The sequence below is a fragment of the Acidilobus sp. genome (assembly GCF_049973875.1).
GTDB lineage: Archaea > Thermoproteota > Thermoprotei_A > Sulfolobales > Acidilobaceae > Acidilobus.
On sequence record NZ_JBMFJI010000012.1, the window covers coordinates 17,643 to 37,960 of the forward strand.

The 20,318-nt window shown below is 58.3% G+C and carries 20 protein-coding genes; 8 read left to right on the forward strand and 12 right to left on the reverse strand.

Translation table 11 applies throughout. The features are described 5' to 3' along the window. Positions 1 to 16 precede the first annotated feature (16 nt). The 5 genes from ACP5H1_RS05500 (at position 17) to ACP5H1_RS05520 (ending at position 3,558) form a co-directional block, all read left to right on the forward strand. The gene (locus ACP5H1_RS05500; RefSeq protein WP_427972701.1) at positions 17 to 901 is read left to right on the forward strand and encodes a hypothetical protein; all 885 of its coding nucleotides are present in this window, start codon (positions 17 to 19) and stop codon (positions 899 to 901) included. A gap of 111 nt (positions 902 to 1,012) precedes the next feature. Then, positions 1,013 to 1,606: a DUF981 family protein gene (locus tag ACP5H1_RS05505; protein WP_427972703.1), complete on the forward strand. Its 594-nt coding sequence runs from the start codon at positions 1,013 to 1,015 to the stop codon at positions 1,604 to 1,606. Positions 1,607 to 1,692: 86 nt separating this feature from the next. Then, positions 1,693 to 2,133, forward strand: a complete 441-nt coding sequence (locus tag ACP5H1_RS05510; RefSeq protein WP_427972704.1) for a hypothetical protein — start codon at positions 1,693 to 1,695, stop codon at positions 2,131 to 2,133. Positions 2,134 to 2,246: 113 nt separating this feature from the next. Next, positions 2,247 to 2,777: a DUF123 domain-containing protein gene (locus ACP5H1_RS05515; protein ID WP_427972705.1), complete on the forward strand. Its 531-nt coding sequence runs from the start codon at positions 2,247 to 2,249 to the stop codon at positions 2,775 to 2,777. 97 nt (positions 2,778 to 2,874) lie between these two features. Further along, positions 2,875 to 3,558 carry an HAD family hydrolase gene (locus ACP5H1_RS05520; RefSeq protein WP_427972707.1) on the forward strand — a complete coding sequence of 228 codons (684 nt, stop codon included), beginning with the start codon at positions 2,875 to 2,877 and terminating at the stop codon, positions 3,556 to 3,558. On the opposite strand, the gene ACP5H1_RS05525 is transcribed toward ACP5H1_RS05520, so the two are convergent. Together ACP5H1_RS05525 and mtnA are read right to left on the reverse strand one after the other, a co-directional pair. Beyond that, entirely contained in the window at positions 3,545 to 4,834 is a 1,290-nt protein-coding gene (locus ACP5H1_RS05525; RefSeq protein WP_427972710.1) for an NADP-dependent isocitrate dehydrogenase, read from the reverse strand. The genes ACP5H1_RS05520 and ACP5H1_RS05525 overlap by 14 nt on opposite strands. Positions 4,835 to 4,889: 55 nt before the next feature. Further along, entirely contained in the window at positions 4,890 to 5,993 is a 1,104-nt protein-coding gene (mtnA, locus tag ACP5H1_RS05530; RefSeq protein WP_427972712.1) for an S-methyl-5-thioribose-1-phosphate isomerase, read from the reverse strand. A gap of 73 nt (positions 5,994 to 6,066) precedes the next feature. Between mtnA and ACP5H1_RS05535 the strand changes: the two genes are divergently transcribed. After that, the gene (locus ACP5H1_RS05535; protein ID WP_427972714.1) at positions 6,067 to 6,567 is read left to right on the forward strand and encodes a DUF2299 domain-containing protein; all 501 of its coding nucleotides are present in this window, start codon (positions 6,067 to 6,069) and stop codon (positions 6,565 to 6,567) included. A 12-nt stretch (positions 6,568 to 6,579) separates the two neighbouring features. After that, positions 6,580 to 7,044 carry a hypothetical protein gene (locus ACP5H1_RS05540; protein ID WP_427972716.1) on the forward strand — a complete coding sequence of 155 codons (465 nt, stop codon included), beginning with the start codon at positions 6,580 to 6,582 and terminating at the stop codon, positions 7,042 to 7,044. Here ACP5H1_RS05540 and ACP5H1_RS05545 read toward each other — a convergent pair. Genes ACP5H1_RS05545 through ACP5H1_RS05560 form a run of 4 tightly spaced genes read right to left on the reverse strand, consistent with a single transcriptional unit; the run spans position 7,034 to position 10,776 of the window. After that, on the reverse strand, positions 7,034 to 7,795 hold the full coding sequence (locus ACP5H1_RS05545; RefSeq protein WP_427972719.1) for a GTP cyclohydrolase IIa: 762 nt from the start codon (positions 7,793 to 7,795) through the stop codon (positions 7,034 to 7,036). The two genes, ACP5H1_RS05540 and ACP5H1_RS05545, sit on opposite strands and share 11 nt — an antisense overlap. Positions 7,796 to 7,797: 2 nt before the next feature. Continuing rightward, on the reverse strand, positions 7,798 to 8,265 hold the full coding sequence (gene ribH, locus ACP5H1_RS05550; RefSeq protein ID WP_013266730.1) for a 6,7-dimethyl-8-ribityllumazine synthase: 468 nt from the start codon (positions 8,263 to 8,265) through the stop codon (positions 7,798 to 7,800). A gap of 40 nt (positions 8,266 to 8,305) precedes the next feature. Further along, positions 8,306 to 8,989, reverse strand: a complete 684-nt coding sequence (locus ACP5H1_RS05555; RefSeq protein WP_427972723.1) for a nucleotidyltransferase domain-containing protein — start codon at positions 8,987 to 8,989, stop codon at positions 8,306 to 8,308. Between the two features lie 59 nt (positions 8,990 to 9,048). Continuing rightward, on the reverse strand, positions 9,049 to 10,776 hold the full coding sequence (locus ACP5H1_RS05560) for a hypothetical protein (protein ID WP_427972726.1): 1,728 nt from the start codon (positions 10,774 to 10,776) through the stop codon (positions 9,049 to 9,051). A gap of 64 nt (positions 10,777 to 10,840) precedes the next feature. On the opposite strand from ACP5H1_RS05560, the gene ACP5H1_RS05565 reads away from it, so the two are divergent. After that, the gene (locus ACP5H1_RS05565) at positions 10,841 to 11,935 is read left to right on the forward strand and encodes an ATP-NAD kinase family protein (RefSeq protein WP_427972728.1); all 1,095 of its coding nucleotides are present in this window, start codon (positions 10,841 to 10,843) and stop codon (positions 11,933 to 11,935) included. 218 nt (positions 11,936 to 12,153) lie between these two features. On the opposite strand, the gene ACP5H1_RS05570 is transcribed toward ACP5H1_RS05565, so the two are convergent. The 6 genes from ACP5H1_RS05570 to ACP5H1_RS05595 form a co-directional block, all read right to left on the reverse strand. Continuing rightward, the gene (locus ACP5H1_RS05570) at positions 12,154 to 13,422 is read right to left on the reverse strand and encodes an ABC transporter ATP-binding protein (RefSeq protein WP_427972731.1); all 1,269 of its coding nucleotides are present in this window, start codon (positions 13,420 to 13,422) and stop codon (positions 12,154 to 12,156) included. Next, on the reverse strand, positions 13,419 to 14,783 hold the full coding sequence (locus ACP5H1_RS05575) for an ABC transporter ATP-binding protein (protein WP_427972734.1): 1,365 nt from the start codon (positions 14,781 to 14,783) through the stop codon (positions 13,419 to 13,421). Before ACP5H1_RS05575 ends, ACP5H1_RS05570 begins: the two co-directional genes overlap by 4 nt. Beyond that, positions 14,780 to 15,742, reverse strand: a complete 963-nt coding sequence (locus ACP5H1_RS05580; protein ID WP_427972737.1) for an ABC transporter permease — start codon at positions 15,740 to 15,742, stop codon at positions 14,780 to 14,782. The genes ACP5H1_RS05575 and ACP5H1_RS05580 overlap by 4 nt, the downstream gene beginning before the upstream one ends. Further along, positions 15,739 to 16,731, reverse strand: coding sequence for an ABC transporter permease (locus ACP5H1_RS05585; protein WP_427972739.1), 993 nt, complete (start codon positions 16,729 to 16,731; stop codon positions 15,739 to 15,741). Before ACP5H1_RS05585 ends, ACP5H1_RS05580 begins: the two co-directional genes overlap by 4 nt. A 171-nt stretch (positions 16,732 to 16,902) precedes the next feature. Then, on the reverse strand, positions 16,903 to 19,791 hold the full coding sequence (locus ACP5H1_RS05590) for an ABC transporter substrate-binding protein (RefSeq protein ID WP_427972742.1): 2,889 nt from the start codon (positions 19,789 to 19,791) through the stop codon (positions 16,903 to 16,905). Positions 19,792 to 19,970: 179 nt separating this feature from the next. Beyond that, positions 19,971 to 20,318: isoaspartyl peptidase/L-asparaginase (locus ACP5H1_RS05595; RefSeq protein ID WP_427972744.1), on the reverse strand; the 348-nt coding region annotated here is incomplete at its 5' end.

Genomic DNA, 20,318 nt, shown 5'->3' on the forward strand with positions numbered 1-20,318 from the left:
GAGTCGGGGACAGAGTTTGAAGGTGCTGGTGGCTGGCCTAGTGCCAAGGAACTCAGGCAAGACGACACTGGCGGCGAGCTTAACAGCTCAGCTGATACGGGAGGGCTTTACGGTGGCGCCTTCAAAGCCGGTGGGCGCCACGGACCTGTGGGGCTCTCCAGACGCCGTTGCATATACGCGCAGGCTTCACGTCCTAGCCACCGAGGACGGTTACGTGCTTTACAAGGCGTCGGGCGAGAGGCTCCCAGTGGAGATAGTGAACCCCGTCGGGGCCCTGCTGGTCCCCACGCCGAGGTCAAAGTACCCCAGCAGGACAGCGTACGAGGCCTCACTCTCACAGCCGTACTCCAGGGCGGCCCTCCTCAGGATAACAAGCTGCGTCGGCGGCAGCTCCAGCGTTCACCTGGTCAACTCCGCCGCGCTCTCAAGGGTCACTCGCCCCGTTGAACAGGAGGTCCAGGACATAGTTTCATACCTGACCCCTCCCCCGGTCCAGGTAAATGAGCAGGTCGTGGAGGGCATATTCATGGGCTCAGCCAACGAGGCCGCCGACAGCTGCATAGCCCTTGAGGAGAGGTCGAGCGACGTGGTGGTAATAGAGTCTAACAGTGACGTTGCAGCCCCAACCCCAGCCTCGGCCGCCCCAGACCTGGTTGTCCTGGTGTCGCCGGGAGAGGCCTACATAGTCGACGGGAGGAGGTACAGGAGCGCCATGGAGATCCTAGTGATGGACGGCAAGCCTTGGGTCTCCAAGGCCTCGGAGCTCTTTGAGCTCACGGGCTACACGGGCAGGGTTGAGCTGCCCCTGCTTGAGGACCCGCGCGAGGGCTACGGGCCCGAGGTGACGGACCCCATAGTTGAGGCAGTGAAGGGCGCGGCGGCCTCGGGAAGCAAAGCCTAAGGGTTTCCCCGCGCGGCCCCGCATTATTTAGAGTCGTCAAGGGCACGAACGTACTCTTGCTAGAGAAAATCTTAAATACTATGATCTCTGACTAGAGAAAGGGGAAGGAGCGTGGCAGACCCTCTATTCGTAGACACCCTAGACATTTGGCTCGCGGTGCTGGCCTGGGGGCTCCTCACGGCAGCTGCCTGGGTGACCTACAGGTTTGTCATGGGCAGGGGGCAGCAGGCCGACAGGAGCTTTGGTTACGCCTTCTTTGCAATAGGCGTCTACGCCTTAGTGATGGGCCTCTGGGGCTCCATGACGTGGCCTTTGCCAAGCTCCTACAACATAGTGCTCATGGATCCATACGCCCTTTACGGGGTCGCGCTTCTCATGTTGGGCCTCGCCCTTATAACGGGTGTGGACCTCAAGGGTCCCACTATAGCCATAGCGTTCCTCTCGGTCTCCGTCCTGATATATGCAGCTGACATAGCTAAGTATCACCTAACTAACTCTCCTGCGGCAGCGGCGGCGCTGTTCGTATTGGTAGGGCTCTCTGGAATACTTGGTCCATTCCTTAACCTGGGCAAGTCGTCAAGGTACGTCGCATACCTAGAGGTAATACTGCTTGTCTTGGCAGCCCTGCTGTCAGCATACATAGGCGGCATGGCCACGTTTGAGCACACGGCCGACTGGGCAAAGTGGGTGCCCTTCTACGGGTGAGCAATGAGCTATAAACCAGTCCTTTTCCTGTTATTTTCTTTTCTCATCACTTATGTGAATAGAGGGAGCGGCTGAGGCGCAGGGCAGTGTCATCAGACGTTATACCTAAGGCCGAAGGGGTTTACGTCTACAGCAGGGGTAAGGGCTGGTCAAAAGCCGGCTGCTTAAGTCCATCCTCCCTCAGCGACGGCCTGAACTTGATATACTTTAGGAACAACTGGTGCGCCTCCTGCGCTGTGTTGGACCTCAAGATGCCCGACATAGTTGAAATGTACTCCTGTAGGGCGACAATCTACGTGGTCTCGTGCACATGGTTCACTACAATGTGCCTTGACACAATGGCCAGGAGGGCCTTCCAGCAGTTCAAGGTCAAGGACTCCCCGACGCTCTACTGGGCCGTTGTATCCCAGGGGAGGCTGCTCAAGGAACTGCGCATGATAGGCGTTCCCTCGCTGTCGGAGCTGAAGAAGTACGTGGCCTCAAACCTGGGCGTCAGGCCCTGCGTCCCGCGGGCCAGGCCAAAGTAAAGGGCAGGGCAGCGAGGCCTTACCTTGGCTGCTCATGACATAAGCGGGCTCCTGGCACATAAGTATAATACTTCCACCTACGTGCATTAACTTAAGGCGGCGGGTGAAGTAAGTTGTGCCCGGAGGGAGCCCTTAGGGGCAGTGACGCTCTCCGGGGTATCAGACGCCGCCCTGACGGCGTTGTTGACGCGCTTCCCTCCCGCAAGGGAGTCTACGCCATTTGCTTCAGGCTCGACAGCCCGGCTATCATTATGGGCAGGGGAGGCAAGGTGCTGGGCTCGGCTGGGCCAGGGCTTGTGCTATATGTAGGCAGCGCCGGGGGGCCGGGAGGGCTTAGGTCAAGGATTTCAAGGCACTTCTGGGGGGCCGAGCGCTGCTGGTGGCACGTAGACTGCATATCGAGGGCCGCGGCCTCCGTCGAGTTCATATTCTACAGGGTTGGGAGCTCTGGCGTTAAGGCGGAGGACGAGCTGGCCGGACGGCTAATGGAGCTTGAGTCGCTGAGGCCCATGGGAATGCTTGGGGCCACGGACTCCCAGAGGCCTCACACGTTCGTGTGCAGCGACAGGGCCGCGGTGGTGTCACTCCTCAAGTCACTGGGGACGCTTATTGATTTGGGTGATGGGCAGGTCAGTAGGACGTGAGCGGCTGAGCTGCCCGTTCGCCTCGGCCAAGGCCCTTATGGGTCAAAAATCATAATAAAGCCCCCAGGCCTCCCAGGGCCAGGGGACCTGCGGGACATTGAAGGTTAAGGCAGTGGTATTTGACGTTGACGGCGTCCTCACAGAGGTTAAGAGCAGCTGGGGCTTCGTCCACGAGACCCTTGGAGTCGCCGACAGGGCCAGGCAGTACGCTGAATTGTTCGAGAGGGGTGAGATAACATACCAGGACTGGCTCAGGCTGGACACCGGCCTCTGGGTTGAGGCAACCGGAGGCCAAATAACTAGGTGGGACCTGGAGAGGATATTATCAAGGATACCGCTGAGGCCGTGCATAAGGGATGTCTCGATATGCATCCACAGGATGGGTAAGAGGATAGCCCTGTTGAGTGGAGGCATAGACCTCCTAGTGACAAGGGTCGCTGACGTGATCGGCGCTGACCTGTGGATGGCGAACCAGCTGAGCTTCGACTCCAGGTGGAGGCTGGTCCCTGGGGGCGTGGCGGCGGTGGGGGTCAACAAGGCCAGGGCCATAAAGCTCATCGCAGGAGAGCTCGGGGTCAGCCTCGGCGAGGTCATGTACGTCGGCGACTCGCAGTGGGACGCAGATGCCATGAGGCTTGTAGGCTACCCGGTTGCCATGGGTAATGATATGTCCCTCGAGGGCGTGGCGAAGTATAGGGTGAACAGGCTCTCAGAGGTGTGCGACATCCTGAAGAAAATAGAGGGTGAAGGACAAAACGGGGAGGGCCTCACTGGCCCTTGAGGGCCTTGAGGTCCGCGTGCCTTATGTAGTCAACTAGTACGTCAGTGTACTCCGTAGTCGATATCGGCGTTACCCCTCCCATCTCCCTGGCCAGGTCATAGGTCACCTGCTTGTGGGCGATCGCCTGCCTGACTGCGTACTCAACTAGCAGCCTGACCTCTGGCCATCCCACGAAGTCGCTGAGCAGGTACATGCCGCTCAGTATCTCGGCGGTCGGGTTTATGACGTTCTTGCCTGCGTACTTGGGGGCGCTGCCGTGGACGGGCTCGGCGACGGCCACGCCGTCACCCATGTCAAGTCCTGCGGCCATTCCAATGCCGCCCACCAGGGCGTTGGCTTCGTCGCTTATGTAGTCTCCGTTCAGGTTGGGAGTCACTATCACGTTATAGTCGCCGGGCCTAGTTATTATCTGCTGCAGCATGTTATCAGCTATCCTGTCGTTAACTATTATCTTGCCCTCAGGCGCCTTGCCTCCATACTTAGTGTTTACCTCGTCCTCGGTGACAACGTAGTCCCTGAACTCCGAGAGTATGAGGTCGTAGGCCCACTGCCTGAAGGCGCCTTCAGTGTACTTCATTATGTTGCCCTTGTGCATTATTGTGACGTGCTTGTAGCCGTTCCTTATGGCCCACTCCATTGCCCTCCTGACGTGCCTCTGAGTCCTCCACTTGGATATGGGCTTGATGCCTATGCCCGTGTCCGGGGTCAGCTCTACCCCGAACTCCCTCTTGAGGAAGTCCCTTAGCTTCTGGGCCTCGGGGCTGTCGAAGGACCACTCAATGCCAGCGTAGACGTCCTCCGTGTTCTCCCTAAATATCACCCAGTCTATCTTTTCTGGGTGGCAGTGCGGGGTCGGCTGGCCATACCACTTGACTGGCCTGACGTTTGAGTATAGGTCAAGCACCATCCTGAGGGTCACGTTGAGGCTCCTGAAGCCTCCCCCCACTGGGGTGGTCAGGGGTCCCTTGAGGTTGACGCGGGCCAGCTTGAAGGCCTGAAGCGTGCCGTCAGGCAGCAGGGAGCCGCACTCCTTCTGGGCCTCCTCGCCAGCGGCCACCTCCCACCACACTATTCTCCTGGTGCCGCCATAGGCCTTGTCAACGGCGGCGTCAAGCACCTTCTTGGCGCTCTCAACGATCTCAGGCCCTATGCCGTCGCCCTTGAAGTAGGCCACTATCAGGTTATCAGGTACTATGAGCTTGCCGTTCTCAAACCTCGCCAGTTGGCCCTCCGAAGGAGGCTTAGCCTCGTCTGCGGTGCAGGGGTGAGAGACCATGAAAGGTCCCAGGCAGAGGGGTACATACGAGGCTTTAAAAAGGTTAGATGTGCCTTTATTTCGTTAGGCCTATGATTTCCTTTAAAGTCTTCTCGTAGGGCCTCCTCGCCACGCCCTTCTCAGTTATTATGCCGGACACAAGCTCGGGGGGCGTTATGTCGAAGGCTGGGTTCCAGGCCTCGACGTCCTCGACGGTTATGGTTAGGCGACCTAGGATCGTTTTCACCTCGTCCGGCGACCTCTCCTCAATAATTATTGAGTCCTCACCCACCACGGGCTGTATCGTGCTCGTGGGGGCCGCCACGTAGAACTCCTTGCCGTTGGCGTTGGCCGCGAGCGCCAGGTTGTAGGTGCCTATCTTGTTAGCCACGTGGCCGCTGAGCGTTATTCTGTCAGCGCCAACTATTGCAAGGTCAGCCATGCTCCTCCTGAAGAGCAGCCCTGAGGCCCCGTCAACTATCAGGGTCACGGGTATGCCGTCCTTCTTGAGCTCCCACACAGTCAGCCTGGCTCCCTGGAGCAGGGGCCTGGTCTCGTCAGCGTAGACCTTTATGCTCTTGCCTTCGTGCCAGGCGTACCTTATGACCCCCAGGGCCGTTCCGAAGCCCGCGGTCGCGAGGGAGCCCGTGTTGCAGTGCGTCACTATCCTGTCGCCGTTATCTATTAGCTTGGCCCCGTTCCTGCCCATGTTTACGTTGTTCTCAACGTCCTCAACGTATATGGTGAAGGCCTCCCTCAGCACGGCCTCCCTTATGGCGTCAGCGTCGTTCTCGGCCTCAAAGGCCCTCTGTGCGGCCCTCCACGTCCTGTCAAGGGCCCAGAACAGGTTGTAGGCGGTGGGCCTGGTGGCTGCAAGGACGCCGTAGGCCTCCTTTATTTCGTTCATCAGCTCTTCAGCCCTCTTAGCCTTAGAGTGCACGGCCGCCAGCGTGAGGCCAAAGGCCGCCGTGACGCCTATGGCAGGCGCGCCCCTTATCTCCATGTCCTTTATGGCCCTGGCGACCCTGTTGTAGTCCTTAGTCCTTATGTAGACCTCACTCCAGGGCAGCTGCCTGGTGTCTATCCAGACGAACTCGTTGGTGTTGAGGTCGTAGTAGAGGGGCTTTATTGTCAGGAACTCCTTGAGCCTGTCAAGCCTGGACAGCAGGTCCTCCAGCAAAGCTCTCGCCCAAGGTTAAAGGCATTGAGAAGGTTAATAACTGTGTGTAGTTAGAAGCTATCAGGCGTCTGGTTTGGGGCTCAAGGACGACGTGGCCAGGTGGCTCAAGGACGAGGAGATAGACGTTGATGAGGTTCCAGTGCCCGCTGGAGCGCCGGTCGAGTGGGCCCTCAACGCCACTGTGAAGGCCCCGCTCAGGGTCCTGCTGGGGGTTCAGAAGCCCAAGACTAAGGCTGACAGGCTGGTGATAAGTATGGTAGTCAAGGTGGCAGACCAACACAGGACGGCCCTGTCTTCAATGACTCCGAAGGACAGGGCGAAGCTCATGAGTCAGCTGCTGGTTAACGTCACGTCACTGTGCCCATCCTGCATAATAGTGTTCCAGCCTCAGCTCGATTTACCGGACACGATAGTTGTCAGCAAGGTAATATACGACGAGAACATAGGGCCCTCGGCTATAGGCGAGAGTGTGAGAGTGTTAGTCAACGAGTACGCGCTCATAGTGAGCTTCTTCAACGCAGAGGTAGCCCACGTGGACCAGGGCTCCGGGTTCAGCACGGTTATCCACATGTGAGGTGCCCTCGCCTTGGTCAAGGTGAGGCCCGCGGCTATCCTGGCGTCCTCCAGGTGCCTTAAGGTGGCCGCCCCCCTTGAGGGCGCACAGCTTGCCGCGGAGCCCGACGTGGAGAAGGCGATAAACGACGCCTACCTCTCGTTCTCCCAGTGGAGCCCTCCCGCTGGGTGGGACCCCGTCAGGCTTTCCCTATGGTATGCCACAGTTTACGGGGGGCTTGTGCTCATGTACACGTGCGGCCCCATAACACCTATATCTAGGGTCACAACGTCGGTGGGAATAGACATAACGGCCACAAATGACATGCCTCAAAGGGCCCTCGACGACTCCAAAGTCCTGGCAGCCTGGGCCAAGCTGTGGGCTGGGAATGAGGAGGAGGGCCTAAAGGAGCTCGAGGGGCCCCTGGAGTTCCCCCGAGGTCACTCCTGGAGGGCTGGGGGTCCCATCAAGATCGCCACAAGGGGGGTCATGTATTAACGGCCTTTCCCTCGCCGCTTGAGGCCGTCACGGGGGCCCTGAGGTCATCCATGACCTTTACGTAGGCGGCCCCCCTGTGGCTCCTGATCCAGTCAAGCGACTTAGTGGCGAGCTCGGCGGCCCTTCTAGGCGTGGCCGAAACTCCCACTCCAACCTTAACCCTGTCAGTCTCGGAGAGCCTCCTGGCGAGGGCCTCATAGTTGTCAACGGGCATTACAACGAGTATGTTGTCACCTCCAAGGTACTGGGCTATGCCGCCGTACAGCCTGGCCTCCCTTGAGACGTAGTGGAGCAGCTCCTGAACCCTGTGGAAGGCCTCCAGGGGGTCAGTCCTCTCGGTGAGTCCTGTAACGTCGTCAAGGTCCACGTGGCCGAGGACCGAGACCTCCTGGCTGCAGTCCTCCCGCTGGCCTCCGGCGTTCCCCCTTAGTATCGCGAAGGCGCTTGAGACCGCCGCGGCGGGGCTTCGTGAGGCCGCCGTGGAGTACCTCACTTCAACGGGCGACTCCTCCTTTATGGAGTCCACTATGGCCCTTACGTCGTCATCTGAGAGCCCGCTGGTGAGGAGTAGGAGGTAGTCGTACCTCAGGGGTATGGCAAGGCCCCCCCTTGAGGAGGCCGCCTCCTGCGCCCTGCTGTAAATCCTTGACTGCTCCTCCTGTATCCTCCACTCCCTGTCGCTCCCGAGCAGCTCCGTCCACTCCCTGTACCTCGCGAGCTCCACCAGGGTTACCTTGACGCACCCGCTCAAGATCACTCCACCACTAGCGTCTGGCCCGGGGTGTAGCTGAGGGCGGACATTTCTCTCTGCCTCCTTACCAGCTTCACGGCGGCCTCTATGGCCCTCCTTGAGTACTCCTCTATCCTCTCGAGGGCCTGGGCCCTGGAGGCCCCGGGCCCTATGACCCCGAGGGTCACGGGCTTGTTGTACTGGAGCGACAGGTCCACGAGGGCCCTCGTGGCCTGGTTGGCTATCAGCTCGTCGTGCTTGGTCTGTCCCTGGATTACGGCGCCTATAACTGCGACCGCATCAACGTAGTCAAGCTTTATCACCTGGGCCACGCCGAAGGGGGAGTCGAAGAAGCCTGGCACGTGGAACACCACTGGCACCTCGGCCCCGAGGAACTTGGCGTGGCTCAGCGCCTTCTCCTCCATCATCTTGGTTATGTCATAGTTAAACTCGGAGACCACGAGGGCTATCCTCACGGGCTGCGCCGACATTTTCAGCTCCCACCTGCCCAGTGCCCTTCAAAATAAAAGCCTAGAGGTCCACGGCCCTCCTGAAGAACTCGTTCCTCCCCGCGATCCTCCTCACCGCGTCCTCTAGGGGCTCATCCGGGGGGACCTCGACCTTAAGGAAGGTGCCGGTCCTCCCAACCTCCCTCCTCCTGCTGAGGACCCTGAGCCTCTCCTCAACGGTGTCCAAGCTTATGTTAAGCAGCCTCGCCACCTCAGCCTCGTGGCCCGCCACGGGATACTCTATGTGGCCGTCCTCCGTGGGAACTATTAGGTTCAACTCCTTGTTGACCCCTGGGACCCTGAGCCCCCTCCTGAGGCCGTCCAGGTCGAGCTTCCCTCCCCAGGAGTAGAACTCGGCCTCCCTCTTCCTCATCCTGCCCAGGGGGAAGCTGACGGTGACCTTGAGGTCTGGGTCAAGGTAAATGTAGGCCTTTGGAACGTAGTTGGGGGTCGCCTGGACTATCTCCTTGGCGTAGGGCCTCAGGCCAGCGGCCTCAAGCTTGACCTCAACCATGAATGGGGGCACGTTATTAAGAACTACTACGTCAACGTCACTGGATGGCCTCACGTCGCCCCTGGCAACGCTGCCGTACACGAAGGCGTTGAGCCCTCCCAGGGCCCTCAGCAGGACCTCGGCCTGGGCCCTCTTCCCTCGCAGGACCTCCCATCGCTCAGCGTCGTACTTTACCCTTACCCCCTGTATCAAGCCCCCTCTGGCGTGCTCTGTTAGGCCAAGGGCTTATAGTTGATTGGTGCCCGGTCACGTCATGAGTAGACCAGCCAGTACTCCTGGTCAGGGCAAACGTAAAGGTAAAGCCCCGACTGGAGCTGGGGTAGGGACCGCCCAACTGCCAGGGGGCTTCCAAGGGAGACGCTTAGTCCCTTGACCTGCGCAGGGAACAGCAGCCCGGGGCACGGCAGGGTCACGTTAGCCCCAGGTATCACGGCCAGCACGGGCCCTGGCTCCGTGAGCCCGTTGACAAGTACTGGCCTGCTGCGATATGTGGGAGGCGTCAGGAACACGCTGTAGGAGGAGTCGTTGACCTCAAGCAGGTACGCGAGCGGCTCCATGTAGAACACGCGCCTGGCCCAGGCGGCGCCGCTGACGTAGCTGCCGTAGTTGGTGTAGTTAAAGGTCAGGTTAGAGGTTATCGGCATCATGACCATCTCAGGGGACTCCACGTATATTGAGCTGCTCTGGATGAGGAAGGTGCCGTTACCGAAGTACTCAGAGGCCTCCCCCAGCCCGGTCTGGAAGGTCACCTTGAAGGGGCCGTACATTGCCATTAGCTCCTCGGCCACGTAGGTCCTCTCGCTGGCATTGGTGTAGACTGGCACTGAGTAGAGCGAGAGCGGCGACGGAAGGCTGAGGTTCACGTAGGATTCTCCAGCGGCGTGGTAGATCCTCAGGCTCAGGGAGGCGTTAAGGTTTATCGTGGTTGGCCAGAGTATCAGCGGGTCGTGGTAAAACATCACATAGTAGGCAAGGTTTATGGGCCCCAGGGTTGAGCCGTAGCCCGTTGCAGTGGAGTTGTAGCGGTAGTAGTACGTGGTGTTAATTATGGGGTTACCTATGAACCACTTCGATGTGAAGTTGCCCGAGTAGCCCACCAGCGACGCCAGGACAGTTGACAGTATGGTAGTGTAGGGGTTAGAGATGAACCCTCTGACGCTGACGTGGCCCGTGTAGTTAACTAGGTCGCCCGGGCCCCCTATTGCTATGCCCACCACGCCCCTGCTCGGTATATCGTAGGCTGCCACCGCCAAGTTCTGTCCAGAGACGTTGATGTAGCCCAGCAAGGTAACGTAGTCGCCAGCTGAGGGGCTCACCGTCCCGCTGAGGCTCCTGCCCCCTGAGGTGACAACTACGTTGATGTAATTGAGCAGCTTCCCCGCCAGGTGAACAGTCACGTTGACCTCCCCCAGGTACTCAAGCGTGGAGTTACCCCCGTCGAGCCCAGATATGTAGACCATGTCAAGGGCGGCCGGGTAGGAGTCCGGCCCAAGGTATGCCTGCGAAGGCCCTGTAGCCTGGTAGCCCCCTCCAGCGGCTGAGGTGTTCCACCCGCACGCCTTAGCGATGAGCGGGTCCGAGGACGCTGAGTAAGTAAACACTGCCCCACTTGAAGTCACCAGGTACACGCTCACGTTCTGGCAGGCGGAGTAGTTGCCCGGCAGCGGCAGGGCCTCTGACGAGCTGACCAGCCTGTTAACCTTCTCTATAAACACGTTGCCGCTGGCCTCAACTATGGCATAGGAGATGTTAAGTGGGGAGTTAGGCGACACCATCAGGTAAAGCCTGGAGCCGTTAACCAGGAGCTCGAGCTTAGGAGGGGTCGCCTCCTCTGCGGCCCTCTGAAAGAGCTGCGACGACACCCTCTCCGAGTACCCTACGATCTCAGAGCCCATCCTGACGAGCGATATGGCGGCGAGGAGCACCACGCCAAGTACTATGAAGGCGCCTATTACCTCGCTCAGGGACCTCCTGCCCATTAACTTCACCAGAGGTAGCGCAGGTTAAAGAGCGTCCCTCACCCCCCGCTGAAAGTGAAGCAAAATGAAGGGCAGGGTTGGGCTCATAGTTAACCCAATAGCTGGCATGGGGGGCAGGGTGGGCCTGAAGGGGACGGACGGGGACGCCTACCTGAAGGCCCTGAGCCTTGGCTCGAAGCCGGTGGCCCCCTCAAGGGCCAGGGAGTTCCTGAGGTCCCTGCCCCACGGCGTGGAGTTGGTGACCCCCAACGGCATCATGGGCGAGGAGGAGGCCGCCGAGGAGGGCCTCAGGCCTGCAGTGGTTAGGTGCGCGCGTGAGGGCGGGTTGACAAGCGCTGAGGACACCAGGAGGTGCGCCTCTATGATGATGAGCCAGGTGGACCTGATAGTCTTCGTTGGAGGGGATGGCACTGCCAGGGACATTGTCAGTGCGGTTGACTGTAGGGTGCCAATACTCGGCGTGCCCTCAGGGGTTAAGATGTACAGTGGAGTCTTTGCCGAGACGCCGGCCGCGGCGGCCGAGGCCCTGAGGAAGTTCCTCAGCGGGGAGGCCGAGCTGGTCAGGGCCGAGGTGCTTGACATAGACGAGGAGGCCTTCAGGAGGGGCGAGCTCATGGTCAGGCTTTACGGCTACGCCATGGTTCCCAGGACGCCGGAGGTCGTGCTGGAGGGTAAGGACTCCTCAAGACATGACGTGGAAGAACTTAAGTCCATAGCGAAGTACGTCGTTGAGAACATGGAGCCTGGGACCCTCTACCTACTGGGGCCTGGGACCTCAGTTGCAGCGATAGCCGAGGAGCTGGGGGTTCCTAAGACCCTTCTCGGCGTGGACGCAGTCTATGACGGCAAGGTGGTGGGCCTGGACCTCAACGAGGCCCAGATACTTGACCTGCTGAGGACCTACCGCAAGGCTAAGGTGGTGCTGTCCCCGCTTGGAGGCCAGGGCTTCCTGCTGGGGAGGGGGAACCAGCAGCTCAGCCCCCAGGTGATAAGGGCTGTTGGAGTAGACAACATTATAATAATTTCAACTAAGGACAAGATCTCAAGGCTTAAGGTGCTCCGGGTCGACACCGGCGATGAGGAGCTTAACAGGCAGCTCAGGGGCTACAGGAGGGTCATAGTTGGGTATGGCGAGGAAGCGGTTATCAGGGTGGAGTGAGGGCCCAGGAGGTGACAGGGGTGAGGGCCATCGGAAGCCCTCACAGCCAGGGGCCGTGAGGGTTCCAGTTGGTCGCGGCGCTTTGACCTGAGGGCTTGGGGCCCTCAGGTTTTGGCGCCTGCGGCCCTTTAGTGGTCCTCTCCCCTGTCACCGCTGTTCCTACTACTGGACCAGTATATATAAGGGGTCAGGCTAAGAAAGGATCTCTATTCAAGGCTTCAGGTCTGAGACCTTGGGTTGACCAGGTGGCACGCCGCATAGTGACCCTCGGAGGCAGCCCGCATCGAGGGCTCAGCATACCTGCTTAGCTTTACAATGACCTTGCCGTCCTCCTCCTTGACTGACTCTATAGACTTAAGGGCCCTGACCTCCTCTGACTCGTTATCTATTATGGACTTCAGCTCCCCTGATGAGATGCCGCTGACCGCCAAGGTAAGCTCATCTATTACCTTGATTGAAAGCCTGCTGCTGAGCTCAGAGTACCTGGCCTCAGAGAGCCTGACGAGGGCCTCCGCGACCTCGTCAGAGGTCCACCCGCAGGTCGCCACAGCCACCGGGCACCTCTCGTGGAACCTGCACCCCTTGGGAGGGCTGACAAGGCTGGGCACGTCCCCCTTGAGCACCACCCTCTGCATCAACTTGCCCACCTGGGGCACCGAAGATATCAGCGCCTGCGTGTACGGGTGGGCGGGGCTCTTTATCACGGCCGACTTGGGGCCCTTCTCCATCAGCTTGCCGGCGTACATAACGTATATCCTGTCGGCCATGTATGAGACTACGGAGATGTTGTGAGTTATGAGGAGCATGGCCATGTTGTACTTCTCCCTGAGGTCCTTCAGCAGCTCGAGTATCTCCGCCTGAACAGAGACGTCCAGGGCGCTGGTGGGCTCGTCGAGCACGACGAACTTAGGGTTGGTTGCTATGCCCCTGGCTATGGCTACCCTCTGCCTCTGCCCTCCGCTCAGCTCGTGCGGGTACCTGTCAGCAAACTCCCTGGGAAGCTGCACCTCCTCCAGGAGGTCGTAGACCCTTGACATGGCCTTGTCCCTGCTGGCAAAGCCCGTCTCTATCATTGGCTCGGCTATGACGTCTGCTATCCTTAGCCTTGGGTCAAGCGACGAGTAGGGGTCCTGGAAGACTATGCCGACCTCCCTGCGGAACTGCTTGAGGGCTGACCCCCTCAGCTTTAGGATAGAGTACTTAGACGCTATCCTCTTAGCTGATTCAAGGTCGTTCCTCTCAAGGGCGGCGTCGTAGTTCTCAAGCTCATTGTCAGGAACCTTGAACAGCACGTCGCCCGCCGTGGGCTCAAGGAGCCTTATCAGCAGCCTCCCGAGGGTGCTCTTCCCGCTGCCGCTCTCGCCCACCAGGCCTACTATCTCGCCCTCCTTGACTTCAACGCTGACGTTGTCAACGGCCCTTACGTAGGCCCCCCTGACGCCCTTGACGGGGAAGTACATCTTAAGGTTCCTTCCAGCTATTATCACTGCCTCTCACCTCCAGCGTAAAGCCAGCAGGCCACCCTATGCCCATTGCCGAGATCTACGGTCGGGGGCTCCCTGGACCTGCAGACTGGCATGGCAAACGGGCACCTGGGGTGGAACATGCACCCGCTCGGCGGGTTCCTTAGGTCAGGGACCTCGCCCTTTATGCCCTTGAGCTCATGCGGCTCTATGGTCGGCACGGCCTCAAGGAGCATCTGCGTGTAGGGGTGCTTGGGCTCCTTGAAGACCGCCTCCTTGGGGCCCACCTCGACCACCTTCCCCGCATACATTATAGCCACCCTATCGGAGACCTGGTACAGCACGCTCAGGTCGTGGGATATGAACATGAAGGCTGAGCCTATGTCCTTCTTGAGCTCCTTGAGGAGCTCCAGTATCTGGGCCTGTATGGTCACGTCCAGGGCGCTGGTGGGCTCGTCAAGTATTACTAGCTCGGGGCTATTAATCATAGCCGTGGCTATGACAACCCTCTGCCTCTGCCCTCCGCTCAGCTCGTGCGGGTACATCTTAACCACCTTCTCGGGCTCTGGCATGCCGAGCAGGCCCAGGAACTCGGCCGCCTTGATGTAGCCCTCCTTGATGAGCTCCCTCCTCACGATTGAAGATACGACCGGCGTCTTAGGTATCCTGTTCGTCCTGGCCACGTCCTCTAGGGGTTTCGCTAGCATTGGGCTGATCTTCTGACAGCAGAGGTTAAGGATCCTGAGCTCCTTGACTATGTCATGTATGTCCTTCCTTCTCCAGATAGCTATAACCTGGTCATCAAGGCCCTCGAGCCCCCTGGCCTTGACGAACTCCCTCAGGTTATCATAGTCATTAGATTTGAGGTAACCTAAGACAGCCTTAACGTCGTCCTTTGTGGCCCTGGCCCTTGCAAGCCTCCTCTTGGCGAGGAGCGCGGGGTTGTGCTGAAGCACCACCTCTGCTATCTGGTAGCCCACCGGCAGCACAGGGTTAAGAGTTGTCATAGGCTCCTGGAACACCATTGATATCTTGGTGCCCCTTATACTCATCATTTTCTTGTGGAGCCTCTTTAGCACGTCCTCGTTTTTATCGGCCTTGAACTTCTTTGCCTTCTTGAAGTACTCCCTGAGCGGCGCGACTACGTCAAAGCCGTCAACAAGGACCTGGCCGTCAGTTACGGCGGCGTTCCTGGGCGTGAGGCCCATTATTGTGAGGCCCAGCGTGCTCTTGCCGCAGCCGCTCTCCCCCGCCACTCCAAGCACCTCACCCCTGTAGATCTCCAGGTCAACTCCGTTCAGCGCCTTGTAGACGCCCCTTCTGGTGTAGTATGCGAGCCTGAGGTTCCTGACAACAACTACTGGAGTCCTCTCGTTCCCGCTCATAGCGAGCTCCTCCTCCTTGGGTTAATCACGTCCATGAGGCCCATGCCCATCAAGTAGACAGCAACTGCGAAAATCACAATGAAGGAACCGGGCACTATGACCGTCCAGGGCGCTGTGGTTAGGTACTGGATGCCAAGCGTGGTGAGGTAGCCCAGCTCTGGGAAGTTGGAGACGGGCAGGAAGCCGATGAAGGCCAACGTTGATATGACGAGCATTATGGTCCCGAGGTCCATTGACATCTGCACCAGCACTGGGGGCAGGGCGTTGGGAAGTATGTGCCTAAACATTATCTTCACGTTGCTGGCCCCAGCGGCCCTGGCGGCCTCTATGAAGGTCATCTCCTTCACCTGAAGCGTGACGCTCCTGGTGTACCTGGCGTAGAGAGGCCACCAGACAACTATGAGCGCTATTAGGAGGCTCTTCAGGTCCCTCCCAAGCACGTAGCCCACGGCAACAGCCAGGACTAGGTAGGGGATACTGAAGAATATGTCAGTGAGCCTCATGAGCACGTCGTCAACTATGCCGCCCAGGTAGGTGGCCAGTATGCCAATGACTATCCCAATGGAGGCCCCTGGAAGCACGACCGCGACGGAGAGAGCTAAGTCTACCCTTATCGACTTTATCACAGCCCTGAGCAGGTCAACGCCCGGGTAAGTTGTGCCCAGGAGGTGCTTCCAGGACGGGGGCTGCGGTATAGGGTCGGCGTAGTTAGGCACCAGCGCGTAGGGGTGCCTGAGGCCCAGCGCCCACGGCGCGAACTGGACGAGCAAGGCGTCAATCACATAGGCTAGGACTATTACGAGGCCGGCGACGGCGGGCTTATTTGAGAAGAACACCTGAAGGGAGAGCTTCCTCTCGGGCGTCAGAATTGAGAGGGACCTCCGCCCTCTGGCGAACATCACGGAAAGCGCTAAGATCACGAAGGCGACGGCCGCGGCCGCTATAGCAAGCATGTTCATCCCAGCCTCACCCTCGGGTCCTTAAGGGCAAACACTATGTCAAGCATGAGGCTGACTGTTATAAATATCAGGCCGAAGAGCAGGGTCCCGGCCATAATTCCCCCCATGTCGTTCTCCTCCATAGCCAGCGTGAGCCAGTAGCCTATGCCAGGGTAGTTGAATACATCCTCAATGACAACTACGCCGCTAAGCATGCCGGCCACGGTGTAGGCGAAGTTCGTGTAGACTGGGAACATAGCGGTTGGCCTGGCGTGCTTGTTTATAACAACCCTCTCTGGCAGTCCCTTGGACCTGGCGAACTTAACGTAGTCCTGGTCCAGGACCTCAAGCATGGAGGCCCTGAGTATGTTTATGACCCCTGCCATGACAGCCAGAGCCAGCGTGAAGGCGGGCAGCAGCAGGTGCTCAAAGGCGCTCAGGGCCACCGGCCAGTCCCTGTGTATTATTGCGTCTATAAGTATCACGTGAGTAGGGTAGGAGGTTCCATTGCGGTACCAGCTGACCCCTGCCAGGAGGGCGGTGTTGACGGTCCCTGAGATGGGCAGCACCTTGAGGTAGGCCCCAAAGATAATTATCAGGGCAAAGGCTATCAGGTAGACAGGCATGCCGTAAAGGCCGTAGGAGATGACCCTTATAGCTATGTCATCCGGCTTGTCCCTCCTGACGGCGGACCAGGTGCCCAGGGGTATCCCCATCAGCCACGTAAGTATGCCAGCAACTATTGCTAGCATTGCCGTGTTGGGAAAGAAGATCTCTATGGCCTGGGTCACGGGGCCGCTGAAGAAACTTGTGGCGGTGAAGCCAAGGTTGCCGCGAAGCACCGCGTCAAGCCAGTAGAAGTACTGAACGTAGAGGGGCTGGTTGAGGTGGAACTTCTCTATTAGCATCTGGATCTGCTGCTGCCTCGCAGGCCCGGTGAGCCTCGGATTTATGTACATGGCTAGGAGCTTTGTGACTCCGCCAACGTGTATTAAAGCGAAGACCAGCACTGTGAGCCCTATTAGCGTGGGTATGTAGTAGAGAACCCTCTTAAGTATGTACTGCCAGAGCCTTATTTTAAACCACCCTCCACGACAACGGAGAACAAAAGTGGAACCTAAAAAGCGTTAGAGTGTGAAAAATCAATAAAATATTAAGGTTATTATTTGAAAATCTGTTGGCTAACCTTTAACCCACCAGAAGTACCAGCTGTCTCCAGAGCCTCCGACCATTGGGTTCTCCTCCCACGATATCATGCCCATGTAGCCGTGCATGTACGGCTTGACGACCCAGTACTCGTTGGGCTGTATCGTGTAGACGTACATGTAAAGCTCTATGGCCAGGTCCTCAGCCTGCTTGTAGTAGGTGGAGGCGGCGGTCACGTTGTTGGCGAGCTCGGCGGCGTCAGCCTTAGCGATTATGTTGTTCAGCTCCTGGTACTCCATGGCCTCCTGCCAGAGCCACTTGCCTATCTCAGGCTCGACGCTCGGGCTAAGGCCTGGGTAGCTTACCTTTGACTGGTTGAAGTACGCGCTGAGGTTCTCAAAGTACTGCACGTTCCACCCGTCAGGGCTTGGGTACGTTCCTCCCTGCTCGTACATGGCGTTTATGAAGTTAGAGGCCAGCGGGTAGTCGGCTATCCAGCCCAGGTAGTATAATGGCATTGGGTTCTGGCCTGGCACCTCGTCACTTATTATAGTTGAGAACGGCAGGTATATCGGCACAGCGTTTATGTTCGGGTCTATGTTGTGGAGGGCGGCCGCCCACATCTCTGCTGCAGTGTAGTCAGTCGTGTCTCCGCTTGATATGACGATTGGGAAGTAGACGCTTATGTTGTAGAAGCCGCTCTCCTCGAGCAGCTGCTTAGCGTACGTGAGGTTGAAGGTTGGGCAGCCCGTGAGCTCGGATGGCGGGAAGTAGTAGTTTAGGCCGGGTATGAGCACGCCGCAGTAGAGGCTGCCGAAGTTGAAGTGGTACTTCACGTTGCCAACTATGTCATTTATGTACTCGGTGTAGTTGAAGGCGTAGGCGAAGGCCTCCCTCACCAGCGGGTTGGCGAAGTACCAGCTTGGTATGTGGTAGGCCGGGTTGAGCTGGTGGAGGGCTGACTGGCTCACGTTGTTTACGAACACGAAGAAGAACTCGCTGAGCGTTGGGAACTCGTAGAGCTCTGCCTGGCCCTTGGACTCGAGGGCCTCAAGGCTAGGTATGAAGCTGCTGGGCAGTCCAGTCACTATGTCGGCCTGGCCCGAGGCGAACAGCTCATAGGCGGTGGTCGGGTCCTTGACCCACTCTATTACAACGGTGTTGTTCGGCCTCGGGAAGTAGGTTATGTTCGTGGGCCAGTACGGGTTAGGCTTGAGCACGACGCTCTGGCCCGGCGTGTAAACGGCTATGTAGTATGGTCCCGTGAGGCCGGCCGACACGCCAGACGGCCACTGCACCGCGGTGTTGTAGCTCCCCTCGCTGCATGTCTGCTCGTAGCTGTAGAAGGCCTCGGCAAGCTGCGTGAGGTTGTGGTCGTAGAGCCCTGTGAAGTTTATGCCGTCCCCCACCTCCTCGAGCCACTTGGCGTCAAGGACTCCTCCTCCAAGCGGGTCGGCTATTGCGGTGAAGAACGCCTCAGGTGATGTAGGCTGCGCCAGGTGGAACGTCACAGTGTCTGTGGCGTTGTTATATGTTATGGCGTCTATGATCTCCTCCGCCCCCTGCGTGTCGTTGGGGGAGGTGACCACGAAGGTGAATGGCGTGTAGTTAGGTATGAGGTACTGCGTCAGTATCCAGCCCGGCGTGCCAGGCGTGCCGCCGGCGCAGAGCATGTCCCTTATGACGCTGTACCACACGTCGTAGGCAGTTATTGGGTCGCCGTTGGCCGCCCTGAGGCCGGGCCTTATCTGGAAGGTGTACTCAGTGTAATTGGAGTTAATGCCATGACCAACGGTGGGCACGTACTCGGCAAGCATCGGTATGAACTTAGTTGTGTTAGCGCCGAAGTACTGTATAAGCGTCCCGTAGATGTTGGCTATGACCTCAAAGCCCACGCTCTCATAATCTATGTCTGGGTCGAAGCTGAAGGGCCCTCCGGGCACGTTCTCGGCAACCATGATGGTGCCTGGGTTAGGCACGCTTATGAGTGGGCTGAATACAGAGAACGGCGAGCTGGTGGAGCTGACGGCTATGGTGTAGTACGTGGTGTACTTGTAAGTTGCCTTGGTAGTTATGTTCTCAGCGACTATCGTAAGCGACACGGCGTAGAGGCCTGGGGAGCTGTAGCTTACCTTTACGTACTTCTCCTTCGGCTCCAGGTAAGTGGTGTTGCCCGACCCCGTTAGCCACACCTGCTCGGCGTAGCCCGTGCCGTTAATTGACGGTATCGTTATCGTGGTCCCGTTGCCTAGGTTCCAGACGTACTCCTCTATGGTCATGTTGGTGCCAGAGGGCGGCTGCAGGAACCCCGCCGAGAGGTTGACTGGCTGGCCAACGCTGACCACTGGAGTGGTGGGGCTGACGAGCGTTATCACTGGCACAGTTATGAGCTGGGCGTAGCTCTCGTTGAACTGCGGCGGGGCCACGAGGACCTCCAGCAGGTTGCCCTGGGAGCTGCCCACGAGCTGGCCGTTCTTATATATGGCGTAGTACACCAGGTAGTGGCCTGGGTAGGCGTAGTACAGCGATGCGTAAGACTTGGTGGTGTTAATTATGGATCCATTGCCCGTGTAGATAAGCACGTAGCTGCCAGCCGACGGTGTAAATGTTGATATGGTTATCGATATGGGGGAGCCCGCGGTAGTTGAGTATGAGCTGAGGGCCGCTGGTGACATGGTGTAAGTGGGCGATATAGGCGTGGTAGTGGTTGTGGTAGTGGTTGTAGTCGTGGGTGTCGTAGTAGTTGTTGTAGTAGTAACAGGAGTAGTGGTAGAAGAGGTCGTCGTTACATGGTGTCTGGTAGATGTGTAGGCAAGGTAACCACCCACGGCCACTATAACCACTATTACAATGATTATTGCCGCGAGGGCCGTGGTCGAGAGGGACCTTCTGTTATTTGAACCTATACTATGACTGCCTTTCATAAAATCACCACTTTCCTGGCACTGGGAGACTCCTCTCAATGGGAATATTTAAGGTTTATCCTATCAGAAAGGGGCCCACTAATATGTGTACGTTTCAAAAATTTACTTTATTCTTTTAATATTACAATTTAGTTTAGTTGCATTAGGCCTGCAGCCGTTTTAAACAATTAGAAGCATACCTAGGAGTGGCCCTCGGGCAGACCGAGCACCAGGAGCCTCGTGCCGTCGGCTACTCCCCACGGCATTGCGTTGGTGTTTGCGCCGCCCCAAGCGTTGCCCATAAAGTCTATCCCAATAAGGCCCGCGGTGCCAGGGCCGAAGGTCTCCGTTATGAGCTTTATCTGGGACTCCACAGCCTCTGCGATGTCCCTCCTCTGGGCGTAGGCCAGCGACGCCCTAAGGCTGAGGCCCAACGACATGATGTACTCCCCTATGCCCGTGGCCGCAAACGCTGAGAGCCCGTCAGCGTAAAGTCCGGCCCCAACTATGGGGGAGTCGCCGACCCTGCCGGGGAACTTCATTATCAC